Genomic DNA, 23,123 nt, shown 5'->3' with positions numbered 1-23,123 from the left:
CTTTTGCGTGCGAACAAGGCGCGGTGACTGCCGTGCAGTCATTCTGCACAAGGGAGCCGCAACGCTGTGTGCGCGCCCGTTTTTGATAACGACGGGCGGCCGAGCCCCGTCTTTCAGTAACTTGCGGGGTTGGCACCTCAGGTTCCCCGATCCTGCGTTGCCCGCTTACAGGTAGAACCACTACCTGTTGCACGACGCGCCTTGTCTCGGAAAACCTGGGGTACCAACGCGAACGCGTTCATTGATCAGTGTTTCCCTAGGGCTCAGGGGGCTGCGGGGCCGGAAACCATGGCTTCGGAAAGGGCCATCAGGGGTGCGAGAAACAGTTCGCCGCGGAACAGGATGCGCGGGCCTGCCACCAGCCCCATGCACCGATAGCGTAGTTGTGCCATGCCGGAGCCCGCCAGGCCGCGCCCGGCGGTTTCCACTTGCTCCGCGGGGCTCACCAGGATGTGCAGGGCGTCGGCGCTGCGCAGGGCGCGTGCCAGCCGCTGGTCCACGCTGATGTGGTGCGCGGTGTAGACCATGGGGTCGCGGTAGAAATCGTGGCCGTCCGCATCGGCCTTTTCGAGCAGGGCGCAGGAGATTAGCGCGGCGGGAAACATGTCCGGAAAGTTGATGCGATCTTCGAGCTCGTCGAAGTAGTCCGCCTGACGCACGAGTGATCCCGACAGCAGGTTCTTGGCATTGCTGTTGGACATGAACTTGCGCTTGTGGAACCACCCGTTGTCCGCGAGCACGCAGCGATCCTCGAGCTGCTCGAGTCGGACATCCGCGGGCGGCGGCAATGACTCGCCAGGCAACGCCTGGGGTGTCAGGGAGTCGCGTACATGGCCGAGCAGCACCAGTCCGCTGCCTTTGCGCATCGCGATGCGATTGGATACCTGCGGCTGTCCCGACGCATCCGTGCCCCGGAGGGTGGGTTTGACGACGGTGGTGAACGGCTCGTCCACGCGCAGGGCGCCGGCGAACGTGAATTGGTAGTTGCGGAACCGGAGTTGCGAGGTGCTTCCGGCATCGCCCTCGGCGATCCGCATCCGGGTGACCAGGGCCTCTGCCAGACACTCCAGCTGAAAGCCCAGCACGATCGGTCCGCCAAACGGATTGCCGCGGATGCGCGTCCACTTGTCGCCGTCATGGAATGGGTTGAAGTCGTCCGTGGCGTTGCGCGCCACATCGATGTGGATCTGGCGGTAAACGCAGCGACTATCGGACGATGAGGCCGCCATGGGTGTGCCTTTGTCCGGCTCGGACTTGCCGTGAGGGTAGGGGGTGCGGATCGGCCTACTCCTGGTAGCCGGCCAGCAGCGGGCGGATCCGGTCGGCCGGGACCGCGTAACTGATCCCGCTGGGCCGGCTTACTGCGGCCTCGCGCCCGCCCTGGACGAAGACCTGGTTGATTACGCCGACGACTTCGCCACTGTCGATGCGGTAGAGGGGGCTGCCGCTGTTACCGGGGTAGGCGGTGGCATCCAGCTGAAACACCATCGGCGCGCCGGCGCGCAGTTGCCGGATGTGAGCCTCGCTCAGTTCTCTCGAGCGGCGGGCGGTGATCGCCATGGGGGTGCGTGCGGCCACGTTGGCACGATGGGTCGCGGGGTAGATGCCCAGGATCATGCCGATCGGGTAGCCAGTGAAAGCTAGCTGCTCGCCCGCGCGTACGGCGTCCGACGATCCCAGTCGCAAGGGGGGCAGTGGAGGGCCGGCGATCCGCAACAGGGCCAGGTCGTCGTTCGCCGAATGGGCCACAAGCTCCGCGCTGTGGATGGAGGTGTCGCGACCTTCGCCGCTGACTACCACGAGTTGCTCGCGGTTTGCATGATCCAGTGATTCCGGGATCACATGGTGATTCGTAACGATGAGGCGCCCGTCGCCGACCGCAAATCCGGTTGCGAGGTAATTGGCTCGCGGGCTGCGCGACGGCTGGTGGGTCGCGATACTGACTACCGAGGGCTTGATGCGCTCGATCGTGTCCGGCAGCCCGTCGGCGGCAGCCGGGCGCTGGGTAACCAGCAGGGCCAGAAGGCTCGCCGTGGCCAGCACCTTCAGCGTCTTCCTCGCGCGCTGCCAGGTGTCTGCCGAAAAGCCCCGGGAGAAGAGGGCGGATCGCTTGCTCGTCGTGCTGTCCATGGGCCATCCCCGCCAGTCGATGGTTCGAGTCTAGGTCAGGCGGTTCCGGCCGTGGTGGTGATGCGTTAGGCGAAGGGGGTCATGGCCAGTGGGCGCTTTAACGCCGCGTCGACACCCCGTCAGTTGAAGACGATGGTCTTGTTGCCGTGAGTGAGGACGCGGCCCTCGAGGTGGTAGCGGAGGCCGCGGGCGAGGACCCAGCGTTCGACGTCGCGGCCCTTGCGGATCAGGTCCTGCACGCCGTCGTCGTGGCGGATGCGGGTGACGTCCTGCTCGATGATCGGGCCGGCGTCGAGGTCCTCGGTGACGTAGTGGCAGGTGGCGCCGATCAGCTTCACGCCGCGGGCGAAGGCCTGGTGGTAGGGGCGGGCACCGACGAACGACGGCAGGAAGCTGTGGTGGATGTTGAGGATACGCTCGGGGTATTCGTCGCAGAGCGTGGGCGGCAGGATCTGCATGTAGCGCGCCAGCACGATGGCATCGGGCGCCAGCTCGGCGAGGCGCGCCTGCAGGGTGGCAAAGGCGGCCTCGCGATCTTCGCGCGGCACGGGGATGTGCTCGAACGGGATGCCGTAGCAATCCGCCAGCGGTGCCAGGTCGCGGTGGTTGGAAAGGATTGCCGGGATCTCCATCGGCAGTTCGTCGTTGCTCCAGCGGGCCAGCAGGTCGCTGAGACAGTGCGGTTCGCGCGAGACCATCAGCACCACGCGCGGGCGGGTGTCGGCCCCCGCCAGCCACCAGTCCATGCCAAGATCGCGGGCCAGTTCATCCAGCCGTTCACGCAGGGCGGGCTCGGCGTCCACGGGCAATGAGAACACCCAGCGCATGAAGAACCAGCCGGCCTCGGCATCGGTGTGCTGGGCCGCCTCGGTGATCCAGCCATCGGTATTTGCGATTGCGTTGGCAATACGCGCGACGATTCCGTGCTGATCGGGGCAGCGGATACTCAGCCGAAAACGGGGTCGATCATCCATGTCGTTTAAGTATCCCGAATAAGGTCCAGGGCGGGTTTCACCACGAAGCGCGCAAAGGCGCGGAGAAGGTCATGGACATTTTTACCACAGAGGGCATCGCCCCAACCGAAGCCATCCCGGAAACCGCGTAGCGGTATCCGGGATCTCCCGGGGTTGGCGATGCGTCGGTGGCAGCCTTGGAAGATCCCGGCTCTCCACTGCGCTACGGCGGGGATGACCAGAGTCTGCTACGCATCGGGTCCGGGCGGTGCCAAAGGATCAATGCGATTCGCGGCGCGCCTCAGCATCCTGCCTGCCACAAAGCCATCCCCGGTTATCTCCGTGACCTCTGTGGTTCATTCGCCGCCTCTTCGTGCGCTTCGTGGTGAACAAATCGGCGCAAGGAAGGACGGGGCGGGTCAGGCAGATTCGCGGCGCAGGCCGGTGGGGATGGAGAAGGTGATGGTCTCTTCACGGCCGGCGAGTTCGGAGACGGCGTTGACGCCGTGTCCGCGCAGGAAGTCGAGCACCTCGTTGACCAGGACCTCCGGGGCCGAGGCGCCGGCGGTGACGCCAATGCTGCTCTTGCCCTCGAGCCAGGCCGGGTCGATGTCGGCTGCGCCGTCCACCAGATAGGACTCCACGCCCATGCGTGCGCCGATCTCGCTCAGGCGGTTGGAGTTCGAGCTGTTCTTCGACCCGACCACCAGTAGCAGGTCGCATTGCTTCGCCAGGTCCTTCACCGCGTCCTGGCGGTTCTGGGTGGCGTAGCAGATGTCCATCTTGCGCGGGCCTTCGATCTTCGGGAAGCGCGCGGTGAGGGCGTCGATGATCCCGGCGGTGTCGTCCATCGACAGCGTGGTCTGGGACACGAAGGCAAGCCGGTCGGGGTTGGCCACCTCGAGGTTCTCGACGTCCGCGATGGTCTCGACCAGCATCATGCTCCCGCCCCGGGAATCATCGAACTGGCCCAGGGTGCCCTCGACCTCGGGGTGCCCGGCGTGGCCGATCAGCACCACCTCGCGGCCCTCGCGGGCATAGCGCGCTACCTCCAGATGCACCTTGGTGACCAGCGGGCAGGTGGCGTCGAACACCGTCAGGCCGCGTTGTTCGGCCTCCTGCTGCACACGCTTGGGCACGCCGTGGGCGGAGAAGATCACCACCTGGCCGTCGGGGACCTCGTCCAGCTCGTCGACGAAGCGCACGCCGGCATCCGTCAGACGCCCGACCACGTGCCGGTTGTGCACCACTTCATGGCGGACGTACAGAGGCGCGCCGTAGATCTCCAGGGCGCGTTCCACGATCTCGATGGCGCGTTCCACCCCGGCGCAGAAACCGCGCGGATTGGCGAGCTGGGCCTGCATGCTCATAGGAGACTCTCCTGCGACCTATTGCGGTTCACTTACCGATAGCACATCCACCTCGAAGGTGAAGTTCTGCCCCGCCAGCGGGTGGTTGAAATCCACCGTCACGGTGGCGTCCTCCACCGCTTCGATGCGGCCGGGTACGGCATCGCCGGCCGGGCTGTTGAACTCGTAGATGTAGTCCACTTCCAGCGGCAGGTCGGCCGGGAACTGCGAGCGCGGCATCTGCTGTACCGCCGCCTGGTCCCGAAACGGGAACATGACGCCGGCCTCGATCGCAAATTCCCGGTGGTCGCCCGCGATCAGACCGACCAGCAGATCCTCCAGCCCGGGCAGGATCTCGCCGGAACCGATCTCCAGGGTGATGGGTTCTTCGCCCGTCCCGTCCACGACAAAGCCGTTTTCCAGGATCAGGCGGTAGTGCATCTCGATGTGCGCGCCCTTGGTGGCCGTGGTCATGTGTGCTCCCGACTAGTCTGTGTTGCCCGAGTGGCTGCGATCGCCCTCGATGAAGGTGGCGACGATCAGCGTGATCGCCCCCACAACAATGGCCATGTCCGCCACGTTGAAGGCCGGCCAGTGATAGCCCGCCCAGTGAAAGTCCAGAAAATCCACCACCGCGCCGTAGCGCACGCGGTCGATCAGGTTGCCGATGGCGCCGCCCAGCACCAGGCCCAGGGCGGTCACCGACCACCAGGCCTGGCGTGGCAGGCGGGCCAGCCAGACGAGGATCAGAAGCCCGATCACCACGGCAATGCCGGTCAGCAGCCAGCGGCCCCAGTCCCCGGCCCCGGCCAGGAAGCTGAAGGCCGCACCCGGGTTGTACACCAGGGACAGGTTGAAGAAGCTCGTGACCTCGACCGGCGCGAACAGCGTCAGCGCATGCTCCGCCCAGACCTTGGTGACCTGGTCGGCCAGCACGATGGCCACCGCGATCAGCAGCCCCGGGCCGAGGCCGGACCCCCGCAAGCCCATCAAGCGAAACGCCGGGTCTCGCCCGGGCCGTCCACGTTACTGACGCAGCGCCCGCACAGTTCCGGATGCTGGGTGTGTTGACCGACGTCCGGGCGGCGGTGCCAGCAGCGGGCGCACTTGGGCTGTTCGCTCTTGTGCACCGCCACGCCCAGCGGCGTCCCGTCGCCGAGTTCCGCGGCATGCGCAGCTTCCGGTGCGGCGCCTTCGGCGAGGCGTGCCTCGGAGGTGATCAGCACGAAGCGCAATTCGTCTCCGAGGCGTTCCAGCAGGCTGCGGGCACTCGAGTCGGCCGGCAGGTGCAGGTCGATCTCGGCATTCAGCGAGGCGCCGATGCCCTGCTCGTTGCGCGCCAGTTCCAGGGCGCGGGCGACATGGGTGCGCACCTCCAGGATGCGGTCCCAGTCGCCATCGGAGAACGTGGCGTCTTCCGGCAGGGGCGCCAGCCCCTCGTACCAGGTGGCGAACAGCACGCTGTCCGGACGCTCGCCGGGCAGCAGTTCCCAGATCTCCTCGGCGGTGAAGGTCAGGATCGGGGCCACCCAGCGGGTCAGGGCCTCGGCCACGTGATACAGCGCGGTCTGTGCCGAGCGGCGGGCGTGCGAGTCTGCCTGGGTGGTGTACTGGCGATCCTTGATCACGTCCAGGTAGAAACTGCCCAGCTCCACCGAGCAGAAGTTGTGTACCCGCTGGTAGATCTGGTGGAACTGGTAGCCGTCGTAGGCCTGCGTGACCTGGCCCTGCACCTGCAGTGCGCGGGCGACGATCCAGCGGTCCAGTGGCAGTAGATCCTCCAGTGGCAGGGCATGCTCGGCCGGCTCGAAGCCGTTCAGGTTGCCCAGCAGGAAGCGCGTCGTGTTGCGGATGCGGCGATAGGCATCGGCGGTGCGGTCGAGGATGTCCTTGGAGATCGCCATCTCGCCGGAGAAGTCGGTCGCCGCGACCCACAGGCGCAGGATGTCCGCCCCCAGGGTGGAGACCACCTCTTGTGGCGCGACCACGTTGCCGCGCGACTTGGACATCTTCTCGCCCTTCTCGTCCACCGTGAAGCCGTGGGTCAGCACCGCCTTGTAGGGCGCCTCGCCGCGCATGGCAACGCTGGTCAGCAGGCTGGACTGGAACCAGCCGCGGTGCTGGTCCGAGCCCTCCAGGAACAGGTCCACCGGCAGCTCGCCCAGTTCCGGGCGTTTCTCCACGACCGTGGAGTGCAGCACGCCGGAGTCGAACCAGACGTCCAGCGTGTCGTTGAGCTTCACGTAGTCGTCGGCCTTCTCGCCCAGCAATTCCTGCGGATCCAGCTGGAACCAGGCCTCGATACCGTCGCGCTCGATGCGCTGTGCGATGGTCTCGATCAGCTCTGCGGTATGCGGATGCAGGCGGTTGGTTTCCTTGTGCACGAAGAACGGGATCGGCACACCCCAGTTGCGCTGGCGCGAGATGCACCAGTCCGGGCGGTTGACCACCATCCCGTGGATCCGGGCCTGGCCCCAGCTCGGCATCCACTCCGTGTCGGCGATGGCCTTCAGGGCATCGGCGCGCAGCTCGGCGCGGTCCATGCTGATGAACCACTGCGGCGTCGCGCGGAAGATGATCGGGGTCTTGTGGCGCCAGCAATGCGGATAGCTGTGCTCGAACTTTACCGCCACGATCAGCGCGGCGTGCTCCTTCAGCACGTCGATCACGTGGCCGTTGGCCTGGTGCACGTTCTCGCCGGCGAAGTGCGGGGTGTCGGGCAGGAAGCGGCCATCCGGGCCCACCGGGTTTTCCACCGGCAGGCTGTACTGCAGCCCGACCGCGTAGTCCTCCTGGCCGTGGCCGGGGGCGGTATGCACCGCGCCGGTACCGGTCTCGGTGGTCACGTGATCGCCGAGGATCAGCGGCACGTCGCGCTCCAGGAACGGGTGGCGCAGCATCAGGCCTTCCAGTGCCTGACCCTTGGTGCGTGCCACGATGTGGCCTTCGCCCAGGGAGTAGCGCGCCAGGCAGTCCTCGACCAGGTCCTCCGCCAGCAGGATGCGTTCGTGTTCCAGCTCCACCAGGGCGTAGTTCAGTTCCGGGTGCAGGGCGACCGCCTGGTTGGCCGGCAGGGTCCATGGGGTGGTGGTCCAGATCACCACGCTGATTGGGCCGCGCGAGCCGTCGATGCCGTCGAAGCGGCGCAGGAAGTCGATGTCGTCGACCACGCGGAAGCGCACGTCGATCGCCTGCGAGAACTTGTCCTCGTACTCGACCTCGGCCTCGGCCAGGGCCGAGCCGCAGTCCACGCACCAGTGCACCGGCTTCTCGCCCATCTGCACGTGGCCACGCTTGAAGATGGTGCCCAGCGCGCGGACGGTGTCCGCCTCCACCTGGTAGTTCATGGTCAGGTAGGGGTTGTCCCAGTCACCCAGTACGCCCAGACGCTGGAAGTCCGCGCTCTGGCCGTCCACCTGCTCCTGGGCGTATTCGCGACAGGCCTTGCGGAAGGTCGCGGCGTCCACGTCGCGCCCGGCCTTGCCCAGCTTCTGTTCCACCTTCAGCTCGATCGGCAGGCCGTGGCAGTCCCAGCCCGGCACGTAGGGCGCGTCGAAGCCGGCCAGCGTGCGGCTCTTCACGATCACGTCCTTGAGGATCTTGTTGACCGCGTGGCCGACGTGGATCGAGCCGTTCGCATACGGAGGGCCGTCGGCCAGCACGAAGCGCGGCCGCCCGGCACAGTATTCGCGCAGGCGCTGGTAGCGGTCCTCGGCCTTCCAGGCCTCCAGCCACTCCGGCTCCCGCGTCGCCAGGCCGGCGCGCATGGGGAAGGCCGTCTCGGGCAGGTTGAGGGTGTCCTTGTAGGGGTTCGGCGGTGCCGGTTTGCGTGCCATTAGCGAGTTCCGGATCGGCCCTGCGGGCCGGTTTTCAGTCGTGTGCGGAGAGTTGCGTGCGGGCGGTTTCGACGTCACGCGCGATCTGCGCGCGCAGCGCCTCCAGGCCCTCGAAGCGTTGCTCGCCGCGCACCTGCGCGACGGGTTCAAAACAGACGGCCTCGCCGTACAGGTCGGGCTGGCCCTCGAGTACGTGGGCCTCCAGACGCTGTTCGGTGCCACCCACCGTCGGACGCCAGCCGATGTTGGCGACGGCGGGCAGGGCCTCGCCGGAGGCCCGGCGCAGCCAGCCGGAGTACACCCCGCGCAGTGCCAGCGGCCATGGCCCCAGGCGCAGGTTCGCGGTGGGAAAGCCGATGGTGCGCCCGCGCTTGTCGCCGTGTGCAACCCGGCCGTGCAGCCGGTAGGGCCGCCCCAGGAGCTCCGCCACGCGGGCGAAGTCGCCGGCGACGGCGGCGGCGCGCACCCGCGTGCTGCTGATGCGCCCCTCGGCGTCACGCACCGTCGGGGTGGATTCGACGGTGAAGCCGAGACGTTTTCCGGCCGTCTGCAGGGCCGACTGATCGCCCTCGCGTCCGCGTCCGAAGCGGAAGTCGTCGCCCACCAGCACATGGCGGGCGCCCAGACGGCGATGCAGGACCTCCTCCATGAAGGCCGTGGCCGAAAGCCCCGCCAGCTGCGCGTCGAAACGCAGGACCCAGGCTGCGCCGAGGGCGCTGTCGCCCAGCGTCACCAGGCGATCGCGCAGCCGCTGCAGGCGGCCGGGTGGCGCGGGGGCCTGGGAACGTGCGGCGAAGTACTCGCGTGGCAACGGCTCGAAGGTCATCAGGAGCGCCGGCGCCTGGCGATCCTGCGCCGCCTCGAGTAGCCGTCCCAGAACAGCCTGATGACCACGATGCAGACCATCAAAGTTGCCAATGGTCACCACCGCGCCATGCATGCCGGCTGCCTCGAACGCCTTGCTGTCGGCCGGCCCCAGGCCGCGAATCAGCCGCATCGCCCCGATCCCGCGCAAAACCGAAAGTATAACCCGCCGAGGCCTTCCCCGGCATCATTGATCGGTGCCTTCGCGCAGCAGCAAGTGGTGCGGGCGCACGCCGGTCAGCCACAACGTGGCGGCGAGTGTGGCGGTGCCGGCCAGGATCAGGCCGGCGAGCGCCAGCAGGCGGGTGTCGACGGGCCACTCGGTCCACTGGCCGAACTCCGGCGAGAGCCAGATCAGCACCCCGATCATCGCGGCGAGCCCCAGGGGCAGCCCCAGGCGTAACGAGCGCAAACCCGGTCCTGGCTGGTAGATGCCCTCGCGGATCAGCCCGCGGTAGAGCAACCCGGCGTTGATATAGGCCGAGGCCGAGGTGGCCAGTGCCAGTCCGGCGTGCGCTCCGGGCGTGCCGGAGAGATACCACGGCAGCACAAAGGCGCCGTTCAGCACCATGTTCCAGAGCATGGCGATGATCGCAATCTTCACCGGGGTCTTGGTGTCCTGGCGAGCGAAGAAGCCAGGCGCCAGCACCTTGATCAGGATGAAGCCGGGCAGGCCCAGGGCATAGGCCGCCAGGGCCATCGCGGTCATGTAGGTATCGAACTGGGTGAAGGCCTGATACTGGATCAGCGTGGCCAGGATCGGCACTGCGAGCACGACCAGACCGACCATCGACGGCAGGGCGACCAGCATCGCCAGGCGCAGGGCCCAGTCCAGGGTGCGACCGAAGGCGGCCGGGTCGGCCAGGTTGTACTGCCGCGCCAGGCGCGGAAGGATCACCGTGCCGATCGCGATCCCGAACAGGGCCAGCGGCAGCTCCACGAAGCGATCGCCGAAGTACAGCCAGGAGATCGATCCGGCCACCAGGAACGACGCGATCAGGGTGTCCACCAGCAGGTTGATCTGTACCACCGAGGTCCCGAGGATCGCCGGCAGCATCAGCTTCACGATCCGGCGCACCCCCTCGTGGGCGCGTCCAAAGCGCGGGCGCGGCAGTAGCCCCGCGCGCCACAGAAAGGGGATCTGGAAGGCCAGTTGCAGGGCCCCGGCGATAAACACCCCCCAGGCCAGGGCCACCACCGGCTCGTCGAACATCGGCGCCAGCCACAGCGCGGCGACGATCATCGACAGGTTCAGGAAGACCGGGGTGAAGGCCGGCACCGCAAAGCGCCCGATGCTGTTGAGAATGCCGGCCGCCATTGCGGTCAGCGAGATGAACAGCAGATAAGGGAAGGTGATCCGCAGCATGGCTGCGGCGAGGTCCTGGCGCCCGGCCTCCTGGGTGCCCAGCCCCGGGGCGAACACCCAGATCAGTGCCGGCGCCGCCAGGATCCCGATCAGGGTCACGACGGTGACCACCGTCATCAGGGTGCCGGCGGTGTGATCCAGCAAATCACGCAGGGCCTCGCGCCCGCGCTTCTCGCGGAACTCCGCGAACACCGGAACGAAGGCCTGGTTGAAGGCGCCTTCGGCGAACAGTCGGCGCAGAAAATTCGGGATGCGGAAGGCGACGAAAAAGGCGTCGGTGGCCGGCCCGGCGCCGAAGGTGACCGCCAGCACCATGTCGCGCAGATAGCCCATGATCCGGGAGATCATGGTCATGCCACTGACGACGGCGGTGGAGCGAAACAGGCGGTTCATCGCGTGCGGGAGCAGCCTTCGGGAAAGCCCCGCAGTGTACTTGAATCATTCTCGATGAACTTCTGCATTCACCACGAAGCGTACGAAGACATGCAGGAGGTCCGGGTCAAGGGCGATTGCACTGCGGATGAGCACTGCGAATCCGTCTGTTCGTGTGCTTCGTGGTGAATGCAGAACGCCGGACACGAAAAAGGCCGCCCGGAGGCGGCCTTTTCGGACGGTCCAACGAAGGAGCCGTCAGCCTTGGGAGTGGCGCCTTAGATGGCGGTCACTTCGCCGGCGGCCAGGCCCTTGGCGGTTTCCTGGATTTCAAAGGAGACCTTCTGGCCTTCGGCCAGGGTCTTGAAACCCGAACCGCTGATCGCGGAAAAATGGACGAACACGTCCTTGCCGCCATCATCGGGGGTAATGAAACCAAAACCCTTGCTCTCGTTGAACCACTTCACAACACCAGTATTCACAACTTGTAACCTCTTCATGTAACTAACAAATGTGTTCGCGGCATGCTGCCAACAGATCAACGGGAGCACTGGTTCAGAAACTAGAAACTTCCTAGTGTTGTCGCTCAACCACGAATCACGCTCCCGACTATACGCGCCATCCCAGGCAAAATCCAACGCACCTTCATGAACCTTTTTTGGCGCTGCGAAGCCGATTTTCCGGGTTGGGTCGCGGTCCGCGCCCCAACCGCCCGAAGCCGCGAAGAAGGGCAGCGTCAAGAGCGTTTCCACCGCAGTTTTCTGCGTGCGAAACCGAAACGGGCGTCAGAGTTGGCGGATGTCGACGAAGCTGCCGCGGGTCGTGTGGCGCAGGCGCGGCAGGGCATCCAGGATGGCGCGCGCGGCGTTTTCCGGGTCGGGCATGTCCGGGGTGCCGCGCGCCGCCTTCAGGCGCTGGAGCACCGGGAAGCTCTCGCGGTCGGCCTCGTCGCACAGGTAGTCCTGCATCGCGGTGTCGACCAGGCCCGGGGCGAAGGCGTTGATGGCGGTCTCTTCGGGGAACTCGTGCGCGTAGAGCTGCATCATCATGTTCAGCGCGGCCTTGGACAGCGAATAGCCGCTCCAGCCGGCATGCCCGGAGACCGACGCGCCGGAGGAGATCGCGATGATCTGGCCGACGGCCACGCGCTGCTTCAGCAGCGCGTCGAGGATGACCTTGTTGGCGAAGGTGTTCACGTCCATCAGCAGGCGCAACTCGTCCATCGGCGCGTCCTGCATGCGCTGCATGTGGCCCAGTAGCCCGGCGTTTAGCACCACCAGATCAACGCGGTCCACGCCGCCCAGCAGCCGCTCCATTGCGGCCCCGGTGGCGTTGAAATCGCCCAGATCCACTTTTTCGTCGCCGCTCACCCCGGCCTCGGGGCAGCCGCGCCGGCTCATGCCGTAGACCTTCGCGCCGCGTTCCAGCAGTGCCCGGGTGAGGCCCAGGCCCAGACCGCTGGAGTTACCGGTGACGAGTGCCGAACCGAAACTGCCGTCCTGCATGCTCTTTCTCCTTGGTTTTGCCGATGGAGGGATTGTCTACCACGAAGCCCACGAAGACACGCAGAAGGGTCAGGTGAAAAGCGTTTTCACCATAGAGGGCACAGAGGACACCACAAGGCCTTCAGGCGGATTCGCGGCGTGCAGCGGTAGGATGCGTTGAGCTATGTGACACGCATCGGGGGCGGGTTGCCCCGTGGGATCGATGCGATTCGCTGCGCTCATCAGCATCCTGCTCGCTTCAAGGCCATCCTCGGTTTTCGCCCCGTCCTCTGTGGTGTACACCCAATGCGGTTACCCCGGTGTGCGAGTGTTCCTTCCATTCGCGTTCGAGCTGGGCGGCGGGCATCGGACGGCCGAGCAGGAAGCCCTGGACCTCGTCGCAGCCCATGTCGCGCAGGAAGGCGTGCTGCTGTTCAGTCTCCACGCCCTCGGCCAATACCCGGAGCTTCAAGGTCTTGCCCAGGCCGATGATCGCCCGGGTAATCGCCTCGTCGTCCGGGTCGTTGCCGATGCCCCAGGTGAATTCACGGTCGATCTTGAGCGTGGTCAGCGGCAGCCGCCGCAGGTAGCGCAGGGACGACTGCCCGGTGCCGAAGTCGTCGATCGCCACCGAGACGCCCAGGTGCACCAGACGCTGGAGCATCGCGGCCGCCGCGTCGATATCCTCGACCAGTACGCTCTCGGTGATCTCCACTTCCAGGCGCTCGGGGGCGAGCCCGGCCGCCTGCAGGGTCTCCAGGATGCGCTCGGGCAGTTCGGGGTCGGCGAACTGCCGGGCGGACAGGTTGATGGCCAGGCGCAGCGGTGGCAGGCCCAGGCGATCCCATTCCGCCAGTTGCCGGGTGGCGGTGCGCAGGACCCAGTCGCCGATGGGCACGATCAGCCCGGTCTTCTCCGCCAGCGGGATGAAGTCGCCCGGCGATACCATGCCGCGCTCGGGGTGATGCCAGCGGATCAGGGCCTCGACGCCGACGGTGTCGCCGCGATTGAGCCCGGTCTGCGGCTGATAGTGGAGCTCGAATTCTTGCTGGCGGATCGCGGCGCGTAGCGCTTGCTCCAGCTCCAGTTGTTCGCGCGCCAAGCTGTTCAGCTCCTGGGTATAGAAGCGGTAGGTGTGGCCCCCGAGGTTCTTGGCTTCGTGCAGGGCGCCGGTGGCATGCCGCAACAGGTCGTCCTTGCCATGGGCATCCTGAGGAAACAGGCTGACGCCGATACTGCTGGTGGCTACATGCTGGCCGCCGCTCACGGCAAACGGTTCCGAACAGTGTTGCAGGATGGCGTTGGCACGTTCTTTCGCCTGCTCGAGATTGTCGATTTCCGTAAGGACCACGGCGAACTCGTCGGCGGCCAGGCGGGCCAGGGTGTCGCGCGGGCGCAGCAGGTTTTGCAGCCGCTGGGCGAAGGCGCGCAGCAGCGCATCCCCGGCGTCGTGTCCCAGGGTGCTGTTGATCGAGGTGAACCGGTCGATGTCGAGCAGCAGCACCGCCAGCGATTCACCCTGCCGTTCGGCGTCTTCCAGGGCCGCCCGCAGACGGGTGCGCAAACCCGTGCGGTTGGGTAGGCCGGTGAGGGCGTCGAAGTTGACCAGCTTGAACAGCGCCTGTTCGGTCTTCTCGCGGTCGGTCAGGTCCTGGTGGATCCCGAGGATGCGGCCGGGGGTGTCTCCGGCGCGTTCACCCTCGGCCAGCATGTAGCGTTCTTCGCCGTTCGGCAGTAGCAGGCGGTGACGGATGGAGAACCGCGGGGTTTCGCCGTTGGCCAGACGCAGGAGGGCGAAGGCCAGGGCTGCGCGGTCATCCGGGTGGGTCGCTTCGATCAGCGCCTCGCGGGTCATGGAGCGGGGGCGGTCGTCATGCCCGAACAGCACACTGGCTTCCGGAGAAAGCTGGATTTCGTCGGTCACCAAGTCCAGATCCCAATGCCCAATACGGGCCACGCGCTGGGCGGCCAGCAGGCGTCGGTGACTATCCTGCAGGGCCTGCTCGGCGCGCATGCGTTCTTGCACCTGGCGGGTCAGCAGGTCGATGGCCTCGCGCAGGTGTTCGACCTGTTCCGGCGTGTCGTAGGGCTGGTCCGTGTGCGGCTCGCGCAGCACCACGAATTGCACGCTTTCATGCGGGTGCTGGCAGCTTCCGATGTCCAGCAGGGCGGACCGCGTCTGTCCATCCTCGCAGAGGATCTCCACCGGGTCGCGGCGGGGGATCAGGCCATCGGCCAGGGTCGATTCGCGTAGCTGTTCAATCAGATCGAAGGCCGAGTCGTGGGGGGTGATCCGGGTGGTCAGATCGCATCCGTCCAGGCTGCAGGCGGTAGCACCGAAAAGGCGCTCCGCCGCGGGGTTTGCGTAACGCACGTGGCCATCCGTTGCCACGAAAAGGACCGCCTCGCCCAGGGCGTTGACCAAATTGATCGGTGCCGGACTGCGCACGGACTCCAGGGCGTAGGTCATGCGGATGCCCTCTTCTTGTCCGTCACGCCCGGGGCGACATCCCAGCGGTAATCCGCCTCCACCAGGTTGCCACTGCCGTGGTAGCGAACGTCTTCACAGAGCTGGCGTACGAGGGTCAGCCCGCGGCCCCACAGCCGCTTGTCTCCCCGGCCTTCCAGTGTTTCCTGGAGATGCTGGTGGTCAAAGCCCGGCCCGCTGTCGCGGACCCGAATGCGGATGCAGTGCTGGGTGGCCATCGGTCGGTAGCGCAGGGATACGCCGATCCGGCCGCGAATGTCGCGCAGCCCCTCGGCTCGCTGCTGGTAGTACTGCTCGAAGCCTTCCACCGTGGCCTTCATGTCGGAGTCCAGGCGCAGAACGCCGTGTTCGAAGGCGTTGTTGCAAAGCTCGGCGATCACTGTTTGCAGTGCCTCGGCGTGCCCGCCCCCCAGGTTGGGCAGCCATTCGAGTAGCTGGGTGCGGGCCGCGCCGACCAGATCGACTTCCGCCAGGCGCTGGTCGCTGGCATCCAGCGACCAGCGCAGGGTGCCCCGCAGCTGGCGGCCTTGCGGGCGGCCACTCTCGGTCACCACGGTGGGGGTGCAGTCAATGGTCACCAGGGTCATGTCATCGGCGGGTGTCTGGTCCCCGCAGTGGGTGTCCAGGGCCTCGCGGATGTGCTCGAAGGCGTCGGCAGCGGAATGGCTGGCGCGGCATTGGCGAAAGACGGTGTCTTCGCCGAAGGCGACCCCGGCAACATCGGTTGCCTCCAGCACCCCGTCGCTGACCAGGGTGAGCCAGTCGCCCTCGTCGAGATCGAAGGAACGGGCGCCGGTATCGTGGTCGAGACGGTCGAGGATACCCAGCGGCATGGCCTGCGACTGGATGCGTCGCACGCGGTCCTGGTGCGTGTTGCACAGCCAGGCGTCGGGCATGCCGCCGTTCCACAGGCGAACGCGGTGCCCGTCGGGGGAGAATGTGGCGAGAACCGCCCCCATGAACATCGCCGCGGGCAGGAAGTCGTGCAGGACGTGGTTCAGTTCGTGCAACAACTCCTGGTCGTCCACGCCCTCCTGGGTCAGGGTGTGGAAGGTCTCGCTGACCGGATAGGTGCCGATGGCGGCGGTCAGGCCGTGGCCGGTGAAGTCTCCTACAAGCACGCGCAGGGCCCCGTCGGGGGTGTAATCGGAGAGCACCACGTCGCCGCTGAAGGTGGAAGCGGCGCAGCGGTGGAGCCACAACCGATCCAGGCCGCGATTGCGGCGGGTGATGGCGCGCGAGAACAGGCCCTCGGCGGTTTCTTCCTCCCAGGCCTGACGCGCCTGGGCCCGCAGCAGGGCCTCGTTGCGGCTTTGCAGCCCCGTGTGCAGATCGCGCAGGCGCTCCATCGCATGGATCTTGGCCTTGAGGATCGCCAGATTCAGCGGCTTGTTGAGGAAGTCGTCGCCGCCCGACTCGATACCGCGCAGCAGGGCGTTCTCGTCATCCAGGGCAGTCAGGAAGATCACCGGCACGAAGTGATCTCCCATCTCGGTCTTGATGATGGACGTGGCCTGGTAGCCGTCCATCTCCGGCATCATTACGTCCATCAGGACCAGGTCCGGTACCTGCTCGCGGCAGGCCTCGACCGCGGCAAGGCCGTTGTTGGCCTCGCGGATTCGGTATCCGGCCCCCATCAGCATCATGCGCAGGAGGCGGCGGTTGTGGGGGTCGTCGTCCGCGACTAGCACCAAGCCCTGGCCGGAGATCAGTTCATCCGGAGGGGGCGGGTAGGTGGCTGAGGTATCGGTCGGCTGGTTCACGATGCCGCGTTACTGGATGCGGAACAGGCGGCCGAAATTGGCGATATCCAGGACCTTGCGCACACCCTCGGAGGCGCCGGCGATGGTGACATCGGAAAATTCACCCCCAGCGTGCTCGCGCAGCAGGAGCAGCATGCCCAGCGCCGAGCTGTCCATGTACTCGGTCTGCGAGAGGTCCACGGTGTAGCGCACGCCGGTCCCGGCGGTTGCGCGGTAAGCGGCGCGGAAGTCCTGGTGCTGTTCGAAGTCGAACCGACCCTTGATCCGAATGCGGACATCCTTGCCATCGTCGGAGGCGTGTTGCTCGATGCTCATGTGTGGTTCCTGGCGTTCTGGCGGGCTTGCTGCCCGGTAATGGAAACACTGACGCAACCCTTTCTGGTGGCCTCAGCGTATGGTGCACGGCAAGCGGGATCTGAGCCCCGCCGAAAAATGACCAACAGGCGTTTCGTAACAAGGTAGCCGTCAGGGGAGAGTAGGACGGCAAAAGCTCAGAACAATTCCACCTCGCCCGTGCCCATGTTTTGCTGGTCCACCGCGCGGTGGTAGTTCTCCTGGCGCCGGTCGCGCCACTCGCGCACGCGCTGCGCCATGGCCCGGGCGTCTTCGGTCGAGCGGGCCTCGTGCAGGATACCCTGCAGTTCCTGCAGGTGGGTAACCGCCTCTTCGGCGGTGCCCAGCGACTGCCGGGCAATGTCCTCGAATTGCAGTGAGCGCACGGCGATGGAAACCGCCTGATTCATGCGCTCACTCAACTCGGCCTCCTCGCGGATGCGCTCGTCCAGTTCGTCGGTGGCGCGCCGGGCGTAGTCGAACAGGTGGGTAATGCGCTCTTTTTCACCCATGCTTTCGCTCATGTCGCGCGACGCCATGTCGTGCACCGTGCCATGCACCTTGCTGATCGACTCGCGGGCCTGGTCGATCTGCTTGCGGATGTCGTCGTGGAAGGTTGCCGAACGCTGCGACAGCGAGCGCACCTCGTCCGCCACCACCGAGAAGCCGCGCCCGGCCTCGCCGGCGCGGGCCGCCTCGATGCTGGCGTTCAGCGCCAGCAGGTTGGTCTGCCCGGCGATCGCGCCGGCACTGTCCAGCAGCTTGAACACCCCGTCCATGTGCTGGCTCATGTCTTCCATGTGGTGGGCGCTCTCGACACTCTGGCGACTGATCTGGACCAGGGTGTCGATGAACATCTGCAGGGTCTGGTCGGACTTGCGGGTCAGCTCAGTGATGACTTCGGCATGGGTCATGCCCTCGTCGTCACCGTCCTGGGCGACCTCGCTGGTCATCAGTTCCATCTGGCGTCCGGCGATCTGGTGCATCTCGTTGAAGCTGGAACCCAGTTCCTTCACCGCCTCGGCGATCAGCCCGCGCTGGCGGCCGATCTCGGCCGACAGCTGCCCCAGTTCGAAGTCCATTGCCTGATCCAGCTCGTCGGAGAGTTCGCTCCCGCCGGTGGGCTGGCCCGGGGATGCGCGCTCATCGGACACGGTGTCAGCGGTTGTCGGCCCGCGCTGCTGGATGCCCAGGGCCAGCAGCGCTGCCAGCCCGGCCAGGATCGCGGCGGCCAGTGCCTGCCACCAGGCGGCGTAGAAGCCGGCGATGATGGCCGCGAGCAGGAGCAGGGCGGTCAGTGCCAGCGCCAGGCCTTTCTGGGCCGAATCACGGGTGAGCCATTGCATGCGGTCGTCCATTCACATTGCTCCTATTGGCCGGATGCGGCGGCGTTGCGGTGGTCACGGATCAGGGACGCGGCGATGCCTCCCAGCGGCAGGACTTGCACCGCGGCGTCCAGTTTGACCGCTTCGCCAGGCATGCCCCAGACCAGGCTGGTGTTCTCGTTCTGGGCGATGGTGTGGGCGCCGGCGTCGCGCAGCGCTCGCAGACCGCGGGCGCCATCGTCGCCCATGCCGGTCAGCAGGGCGGCGACGACGTTGGCCCCCGCCTGCTCGGCGGCGGAGTTGAACAGCACGTCGACGCTGGGGCGGTGGCGGTTTACCGGGCCGCCCTGGTCGAGCCGGCAGATGTAGCGGGCACCGTCGCGCGCCAGGCGCAGGTGGTAGTCGCTGCCAGGGGCCACATAGGCATGCCCCGGCATCACGATATCGCCGTCCTCGGCCTCTTTTACGCTGAGCGCGGTGTTGCGGTCCATGCGCTCGGCGAAGGCGCGGCTGAACCCCGCCGGGATGTGCTGGGTGATGAGGATACCCGGGGCGTCCGGTGGCAGGGCGACCAGGACCTCGCGCAGGGCCTCGGTGCCACCGGTGGAGGCGCCCAGGACGATGACCCGGTCGGTGGTTCGGAAACGTCCGCTGCCCGCGCTGGCCAGCCGCTGCGGTGCCGGGGCGGGGGTGGCGCTGCGCGCCTGCAGGCGGACGCGCGCCGCCGTGCGGACCTTGTCGATCAGCACGTCGGCATAGTCCTGCAGGGCGTGGGAGACATCCACCTTGGGCTTGGTGACAAAATCCACCGCGCCGACCTCCAGCGCCTCCAGGGTCACGTCGGCCCCTTCCTCGGTCAGTGACGAGACCATCACGACCGGCATCGGGCGCAGCCGCATCAGATTGCGCAGGAAGGTGATGCCGTCCATCTTCGGCATCTCCACATCCAGGGTCAGCACGTCCGGCTCGTGTTGTTTGATCTTGGTGCGAGCGTCGAAGGGGTCGGCTGCGGCAGCCACGACCTCGATGTCCGGCGCCTGGGACAGGATTTCCGTAAGCAGCTTGCGGATCAGGGCCGAGTCGTCGACGACCAGGACGCGAATGGGCTTGGAGGTGGCAGACATCTAGAAGAGCTCCACGTCGCCCTGCAGGGGGTCGTCCTGCAGTCGGCGGCGGTAGTCCTGCTCGCGTTCGAGCAGGGTGTTGTTGTGCAGGGACACGAGTTTCTTGACCCGTGCCCGCCCGGTGGCGGGAAAGAACACGACCTTGCGCGGCCAGCGCCCGCCCACGTCTTCCGCTACCAATTCCAGTTTCTCGTCACGGAGGAACCGGCGCATGAAGGCGATGTTGCCCGCGCCGATATCGCTCATTCCGGCCATCACGCGGCCACCGCCAAACATCTTGATGCGCAGATCCTCGCGCCGGGCTCCCAGCTTGAGCAGCTCGTTGATCAGGAACTCCATCGCGTGCGTACCGTAGCGGGTGGCGTTGGAGACGGCCGGCCCCCAGCCGCTGTCGCGGTCGCCATCCGGCAGCATGAAATGGTTCATGCCCCCGACCCCGGCTTCGGATGACCACACGCAGGCGGAGACGCAGGAGCCAAGCACCGTGGTGATCAGCTCCGAATGCGAGACCGAGACATAGCATTCGCCCGGCAGCAGCTTCGCCGCCGGGCAGGCATGCACCCGATCCCAGTAGCGATTGATGTGCGCGAAGGCGCCATCGTGCAGCTGCGGCAGGGCGGACATCAGCCGGCCCGCCGGTACAGCGTCTGTTCCAGCAGCCGGAAGTCCTCGGTCACGCGGAACAGGGACTCCGAATGGCCGATGAACAGGTAGCCCTCCGGGCGTAGCAGCGTGGCAAAACGCTCCACCAGCTGCTTCTGGGTCGGCTTGTCGAAGTAGATCAGCGTGTTGCGGCAGAAGATCACGTCCAGCGGGCCCTTCATCGGCCACGGATCGAACAGGTTCAGTTGGCGGAAGTGCACCATGGCGCGCAGCTCGTCGCGGATCTTCACCCGGTCCTCGTTAGCCCCCTTGCCGCGCAGCAGCCAGCGTTTCTGGCGTGCCCGCGGGATGCCGGTGACGCGCTTGGCGTCATAGACCCCGGCGTCGGCATGTTCGACCACGCGCGAGTCGATATCGGTGGCCAGGATGCGTACGTCATCCGGCGAGGGCAGGGCCTCGGCCAGGGTCATGGCGATGGAGTAGGGCTCCTCGCCGGTGGAGCACCCCGCCGACCAGACCTTCAGCGGGCCGTTCGGGTTGAGCCGTCGGATCTCCTGCAGCACTGGGCCACCCAGCATCTCGAAGTGATGCGGTTCGCGAAAGAACGCGGTCAGGTTGGTGGTCAGCGCATTGATGAACTCCTCGAGTTCGCCCTCGTCCCCCCCCTCGACCCGGTCCAGATAGGTGTCGAAGGCGTCGAGACCGAGCACGCGCAGCCGCCGCGAGAGCCGGCTGAACACCAGCTCCTTCTTGCTCTCGTTGAGCATGATCCCGGTGCGTTCCTGGGTCAGGCGGGCTACGCGCCGGAAGTCGCGTTCGCTCAGGCGATCGGAGGCGGCCAATCAGTCTCTCCCTGGCATGGGTTGAGTGTCAGGACTCAAAACTCTTCCCATTCTTCCGAGCTTTCCTGGCGCGAGGGCGCTGCAGCCGGACGCTTGGCGGCGGCGTTGCCACCGGCAGAGGCCGGGCGCTTCAGCCCGCCGGCGCTCCCGGAGGCGGGCTGCGGTGCCGGCTTGGCGTTCGGTTGTTTCATCGAGCGGCCAGCGGCCGCGGACTGTTCGCCCTTGAAGAAGCTCATCAGGTCCAGCAGTTCGCGTGACTGGTCGTCCAGTGACTCGCTGGCGGCCGCGGCCTCTTCGACCAGGGCGGCGTTCTGTTGGGTAACCTCGTCGAGCTGGGTCACGGCCTTGTTGATCTCGTCGAGGCCGGTGGACTGCTCCTCGCTGGCCGCGGCGATCTCGGCAATGATGTCGGAGACCTTCTTCACCGAGTCGACGATCTCCTCCAGCGCCTTGCCGGAGTTGTCGACCAGCTTGCTGCCCTCGCCAATGCGCTCCACCGAGTCGTTGATCAGGGTCTTGATCTCCTTGGCGGCCTGGGCACTGCGCTGTGCGAGGTTGCGCACCTCGGTGGCGACCACCGCGAAGCCGCGGCCCTGCTCGCCGGCGCGGGCGGCTTCCACTGCCGCGTTGAGCGCCAGCAGGTTGGTCTGGAATGCGATCTCGTCGATCACGCCGATGATATCGGCGATCTTCTTCGACGACTGGTTGATCTCGCCCATTGCCGAGACTGTCTTCTCCACGACCTGGCCGCCTTCCTGAGCCTTGTCACGCGCGGCGCTGGCGAGCTGATTGGCCTGGCGGGCATTGTCGGCGTTGGATTTCACCGTGGAGGTCATCTCCTCCATCGACGAGGCGGTCTCCTCCAGCGAGGAGGCCTGCTCTTCGGTGCGCTGGGACAGGTCGGTGTTGCCCTGGGCGATCTCGGCCGAGGCCGAGCGCACGTTGCCGGCGCCCTCGAGGATCTGCCCGACCAGGTCGTCGAGGTTTTCCAGCGAGGTGTGGATGGCGTCGCGGAACTCGCCGAATTCGCCTTGGAATTCGCCCTCCATGCGGACGCTGAGGTCGCCCTCCGCCATGGCCTGCATGACGCGGGAGCCCTCGCGAACGGGCGGCACGACGGCGTCGAGCAGTTCGTTTACGCTTTCCGCAACGCTCTGGGTAAAGCCGCTGTAGCGCTCGGCCTCAAGGCGTTCACCCAGTTTGCCGCTTGCGGCATCCCGGATAAGGGTATCGATCTCGGCCTCGGCGTTTCGCATCTCGGTGACATCCCGCCACTCCAGCATGTTGCCGGCGTAATTGCCGTCTTCGTCAATGATCGCTGTGGCGTTAATCCAGAAGCGCAGATCACCCAGGCTGATTTCGGTCTGGTAGGGCAGCTTGGAGGGGTCTTTCAGGATCGAATGCTGATGCGACGGAACCGAGTGAAACTGGTCAATGGACTGGCCAACCATGTTGTACGGATCAAAGCTTGGGAACGCCTTGGTGAAGGCTGCCCGATGCTTCTGGAACATGGTTGTCAGCGCTGCGTTGGAGAAGGTGATGGTCATGTTCTCGTCGCACATCATGAGTGACGATGTAGCGCCATCGATCGCCGCCTTGAAGCGAGCGCGCTCGCGTTCCGACTGGTTCCATTCGGTCATGTCCTGCCACTCCACCATGCTGCCGACGAGCGCGCCGTTGTCATCGGTGATGCCGGAAGCCTGCAGCTTGAAATCGATGCCACCGACCTCGATCTCGGCGGTGTACGGCATGCGTGCCGGGTTCGACAGGATGGCGCGCTGATGCGACGGGTCCTTGTGGAACTGGTCGATGGACTGCCCCACGAGGTTATCCGGGTCAAAGTTCGGGAAGTGCTGCTGCAGGACATGGCTGCGTTTCCGCAGCAGGCTGATCACGGCCGAGTTGGCGTAGATGATGTTCATGTCGGTGTCGCACATCATCACGGCCATCTGCGAGCCTTCGCAGGCGGCACGCATGAAGTGCCCGTCCATCATCTCGTTCGGGGCATTGTGTGCGGCGTCGGTTTGCGGAGTGGCGGCCATCGGGGTGTCCTCGCTTTGCTTGTTCGTCTGGCGTGATGCCGGGGTGCGGCGACGCGCGGGTTTGTTCGTTTTCTTGGAAGTGTCGGTTTGCGGGCCGGATAGGGGCTCGGGCGTGGCCGTAGCGGTCGGCTGGGGCGCGGTCGAGGGCTCGTCGCCGCTCGCCTCGCCGGCCGCGCCGGATTCGTCCAGCCAGCCCAGCGGGTCGTTGCCCAGCTTGTTGCGTTTGCGTGTCGTCATGGCCCGTTCTCC

At 66.4% G+C, this 23,123-nt stretch carries 19 protein-coding genes; all 19 read right to left on the bottom strand.

Annotation, left to right across the window (positions count from 1 at the left end):
- Nucleotides 1-263 precede the first annotated feature (263 nt).
- Nucleotides 264-1,229: a hypothetical protein gene (locus G333_RS0102965; protein WP_019627617.1), complete on the bottom strand. Its 966-nt coding sequence runs from the start codon at nucleotides 1,227-1,229 to the stop codon at nucleotides 264-266.
- 55 nt (nucleotides 1,230-1,284) lie between these two features.
- On the bottom strand, nucleotides 1,285-2,130 hold the full coding sequence (locus G333_RS0102960; protein WP_019568593.1) for a S1C family serine protease: 846 nt from the start codon (nucleotides 2,128-2,130) through the stop codon (nucleotides 1,285-1,287).
- 119 nt (nucleotides 2,131-2,249) lie between these two features.
- Nucleotides 2,250-3,104: a formyltetrahydrofolate deformylase gene (gene purU / locus G333_RS0102955; RefSeq protein WP_019627616.1), complete on the bottom strand. Its 855-nt coding sequence runs from the start codon at nucleotides 3,102-3,104 to the stop codon at nucleotides 2,250-2,252.
- Between the two features lie 398 nt (nucleotides 3,105-3,502).
- On the bottom strand, nucleotides 3,503-4,453 hold the full coding sequence (gene ispH, locus G333_RS0102950) for a 4-hydroxy-3-methylbut-2-enyl diphosphate reductase (protein WP_019627615.1): 951 nt from the start codon (nucleotides 4,451-4,453) through the stop codon (nucleotides 3,503-3,505).
- Between the two features lie 18 nt (nucleotides 4,454-4,471).
- Entirely contained in the window at nucleotides 4,472-4,906 is a 435-nt protein-coding gene (locus G333_RS0102945) for a peptidylprolyl isomerase (RefSeq protein WP_018938361.1), read from the bottom strand.
- Nucleotides 4,907-4,918: 12 nt separating this feature from the next.
- Complete coding sequence (lspA, locus tag G333_RS0102940; RefSeq protein WP_018169269.1) at nucleotides 4,919-5,422, bottom strand: signal peptidase II; 504 nt, start codon at nucleotides 5,420-5,422, stop codon at nucleotides 4,919-4,921.
- Nucleotides 5,422-8,268 (bottom strand): isoleucine--tRNA ligase, encoded by a 2,847-nt coding sequence (gene ileS, locus G333_RS0102935; RefSeq protein ID WP_019627614.1) that lies wholly within the window; start codon nucleotides 8,266-8,268, stop codon nucleotides 5,422-5,424. Before ileS ends, lspA begins: the two co-directional genes overlap by 1 nt.
- Nucleotides 8,269-8,302: 34 nt before the next feature.
- Complete coding sequence (ribF, locus tag G333_RS0102930; protein ID WP_018650622.1) at nucleotides 8,303-9,265, bottom strand: bifunctional riboflavin kinase/FAD synthetase; 963 nt, start codon at nucleotides 9,263-9,265, stop codon at nucleotides 8,303-8,305.
- A gap of 54 nt (nucleotides 9,266-9,319) precedes the next feature.
- Nucleotides 9,320-10,891: a murein biosynthesis integral membrane protein MurJ gene (gene murJ, locus G333_RS0102925; protein ID WP_019627613.1), complete on the bottom strand. Its 1,572-nt coding sequence runs from the start codon at nucleotides 10,889-10,891 to the stop codon at nucleotides 9,320-9,322.
- Between the two features lie 257 nt (nucleotides 10,892-11,148).
- Entirely contained in the window at nucleotides 11,149-11,370 is a 222-nt protein-coding gene (locus tag G333_RS0102920) for a cold-shock protein (protein WP_196799411.1), read from the bottom strand.
- A 285-nt stretch (nucleotides 11,371-11,655) separates the two neighbouring features.
- Nucleotides 11,656-12,375, bottom strand: coding sequence for an SDR family NAD(P)-dependent oxidoreductase (locus G333_RS0102915; protein WP_018650621.1), 720 nt, complete (start codon nucleotides 12,373-12,375; stop codon nucleotides 11,656-11,658).
- A gap of 238 nt (nucleotides 12,376-12,613) precedes the next feature.
- Nucleotides 12,614-14,824, bottom strand: a complete 2,211-nt coding sequence (locus G333_RS0102905) for a bifunctional diguanylate cyclase/phosphodiesterase (protein WP_019627612.1) — start codon at nucleotides 14,822-14,824, stop codon at nucleotides 12,614-12,616.
- Nucleotides 14,821-16,605: a SpoIIE family protein phosphatase gene (locus G333_RS0102900; RefSeq protein ID WP_019563019.1), complete on the bottom strand. Its 1,785-nt coding sequence runs from the start codon at nucleotides 16,603-16,605 to the stop codon at nucleotides 14,821-14,823. The genes G333_RS0102905 and G333_RS0102900 overlap by 4 nt, the downstream gene beginning before the upstream one ends.
- Nucleotides 16,606-16,614: 9 nt before the next feature.
- Nucleotides 16,615-16,920, bottom strand: a complete 306-nt coding sequence (locus tag G333_RS0102895; RefSeq protein WP_019563018.1) for an STAS domain-containing protein — start codon at nucleotides 16,918-16,920, stop codon at nucleotides 16,615-16,617.
- Between the two features lie 176 nt (nucleotides 16,921-17,096).
- Nucleotides 17,097-18,296: a methyl-accepting chemotaxis protein gene (locus G333_RS0102890; RefSeq protein WP_019627611.1), complete on the bottom strand. Its 1,200-nt coding sequence runs from the start codon at nucleotides 18,294-18,296 to the stop codon at nucleotides 17,097-17,099.
- An 11-nt stretch (nucleotides 18,297-18,307) separates the two neighbouring features.
- Entirely contained in the window at nucleotides 18,308-19,387 is a 1,080-nt protein-coding gene (locus G333_RS0102885; protein WP_019627610.1) for a chemotaxis response regulator protein-glutamate methylesterase, read from the bottom strand.
- Entirely contained in the window at nucleotides 19,388-20,011 is a 624-nt protein-coding gene (gene cheD / locus G333_RS0102880) for a chemoreceptor glutamine deamidase CheD (RefSeq protein WP_019627609.1), read from the bottom strand.
- Nucleotides 20,011-20,832 carry a protein-glutamate O-methyltransferase CheR gene (locus tag G333_RS0102875; RefSeq protein WP_019627608.1) on the bottom strand — a complete coding sequence of 274 codons (822 nt, stop codon included), beginning with the start codon at nucleotides 20,830-20,832 and terminating at the stop codon, nucleotides 20,011-20,013. The genes cheD and G333_RS0102875 overlap by 1 nt, the downstream gene beginning before the upstream one ends.
- A 35-nt stretch (nucleotides 20,833-20,867) precedes the next feature.
- The gene (locus tag G333_RS0102870) at nucleotides 20,868-23,111 is read right to left on the bottom strand and encodes a methyl-accepting chemotaxis protein (RefSeq protein WP_019627607.1); all 2,244 of its coding nucleotides are present in this window, start codon (nucleotides 23,109-23,111) and stop codon (nucleotides 20,868-20,870) included.
- Nucleotides 23,112-23,123: the final 12 nt, after the last annotated feature.

This window comes from Thioalkalivibrio sp. AKL10, assembly GCF_000381845.1.
Classification (GTDB): Bacteria; Pseudomonadota; Gammaproteobacteria; order Ectothiorhodospirales; family Ectothiorhodospiraceae; genus Thioalkalivibrio; species Thioalkalivibrio versutus.
The sequence above is the reverse complement of the archived record's forward strand: the minus strand, read 5'-3'. Positions and strand labels throughout refer to the sequence as shown.

Excerpts from the sequence above, each read along its gene's own strand:
- lspA (WP_018169269.1), bottom strand. The coding sequence starts at position 5,422 with ATGGGCTTGCGGGGGTCCGGCCTCGGCCCGGGGCTGCTGATCGCGGTG.
- cheD (WP_019627609.1), bottom strand. The coding sequence starts at position 20,011 with ATGTCCGCCCTGCCGCAGCTGCACGATGGCGCCTTCGCGCACATCAAT.
- G333_RS0102890 (WP_019627611.1), bottom strand. The coding sequence starts at position 18,296 with ATGGACGACCGCATGCAATGGCTCACCCGTGATTCGGCCCAGAAAGGC.
- ispH (WP_019627615.1), bottom strand. The coding sequence starts at position 4,453 with ATGAGCATGCAGGCCCAGCTCGCCAATCCGCGCGGTTTCTGCGCCGGG.
- G333_RS0102870 (WP_019627607.1), bottom strand. The coding sequence starts at position 23,111 with ATGACGACACGCAAACGCAACAAGCTGGGCAACGACCCGCTGGGCTGG.
- G333_RS0102965 (WP_019627617.1), bottom strand. The coding sequence starts at position 1,229 with ATGGCGGCCTCATCGTCCGATAGTCGCTGCGTTTACCGCCAGATCCAC.
- G333_RS0102915 (WP_018650621.1), bottom strand. The coding sequence starts at position 12,375 with ATGCAGGACGGCAGTTTCGGTTCGGCACTCGTCACCGGTAACTCCAGC.
- G333_RS0102905 (WP_019627612.1), bottom strand. The coding sequence starts at position 14,824 with ATGACCTACGCCCTGGAGTCCGTGCGCAGTCCGGCACCGATCAATTTG.
- G333_RS0102895 (WP_019563018.1), bottom strand. The coding sequence starts at position 16,920 with ATGAGCATCGAGCAACACGCCTCCGACGATGGCAAGGATGTCCGCATT.
- G333_RS0102885 (WP_019627610.1), bottom strand. The coding sequence starts at position 19,387 with ATGTCTGCCACCTCCAAGCCCATTCGCGTCCTGGTCGTCGACGACTCG.
- purU (WP_019627616.1), bottom strand. The coding sequence starts at position 3,104 with ATGGATGATCGACCCCGTTTTCGGCTGAGTATCCGCTGCCCCGATCAG.
- G333_RS0102920 (WP_196799411.1), bottom strand. The coding sequence starts at position 11,370 with ATGAAGAGGTTACAAGTTGTGAATACTGGTGTTGTGAAGTGGTTCAAC.
- murJ (WP_019627613.1), bottom strand. The coding sequence starts at position 10,891 with ATGAACCGCCTGTTTCGCTCCACCGCCGTCGTCAGTGGCATGACCATG.
- ileS (WP_019627614.1), bottom strand. The coding sequence starts at position 8,268 with ATGGCACGCAAACCGGCACCGCCGAACCCCTACAAGGACACCCTCAAC.
- G333_RS0102960 (WP_019568593.1), bottom strand. The coding sequence starts at position 2,130 with ATGGACAGCACGACGAGCAAGCGATCCGCCCTCTTCTCCCGGGGCTTT.
- G333_RS0102945 (WP_018938361.1), bottom strand. The coding sequence starts at position 4,906 with ATGACCACGGCCACCAAGGGCGCGCACATCGAGATGCACTACCGCCTG.
- ribF (WP_018650622.1), bottom strand. The coding sequence starts at position 9,265 with ATGCGGCTGATTCGCGGCCTGGGGCCGGCCGACAGCAAGGCGTTCGAG.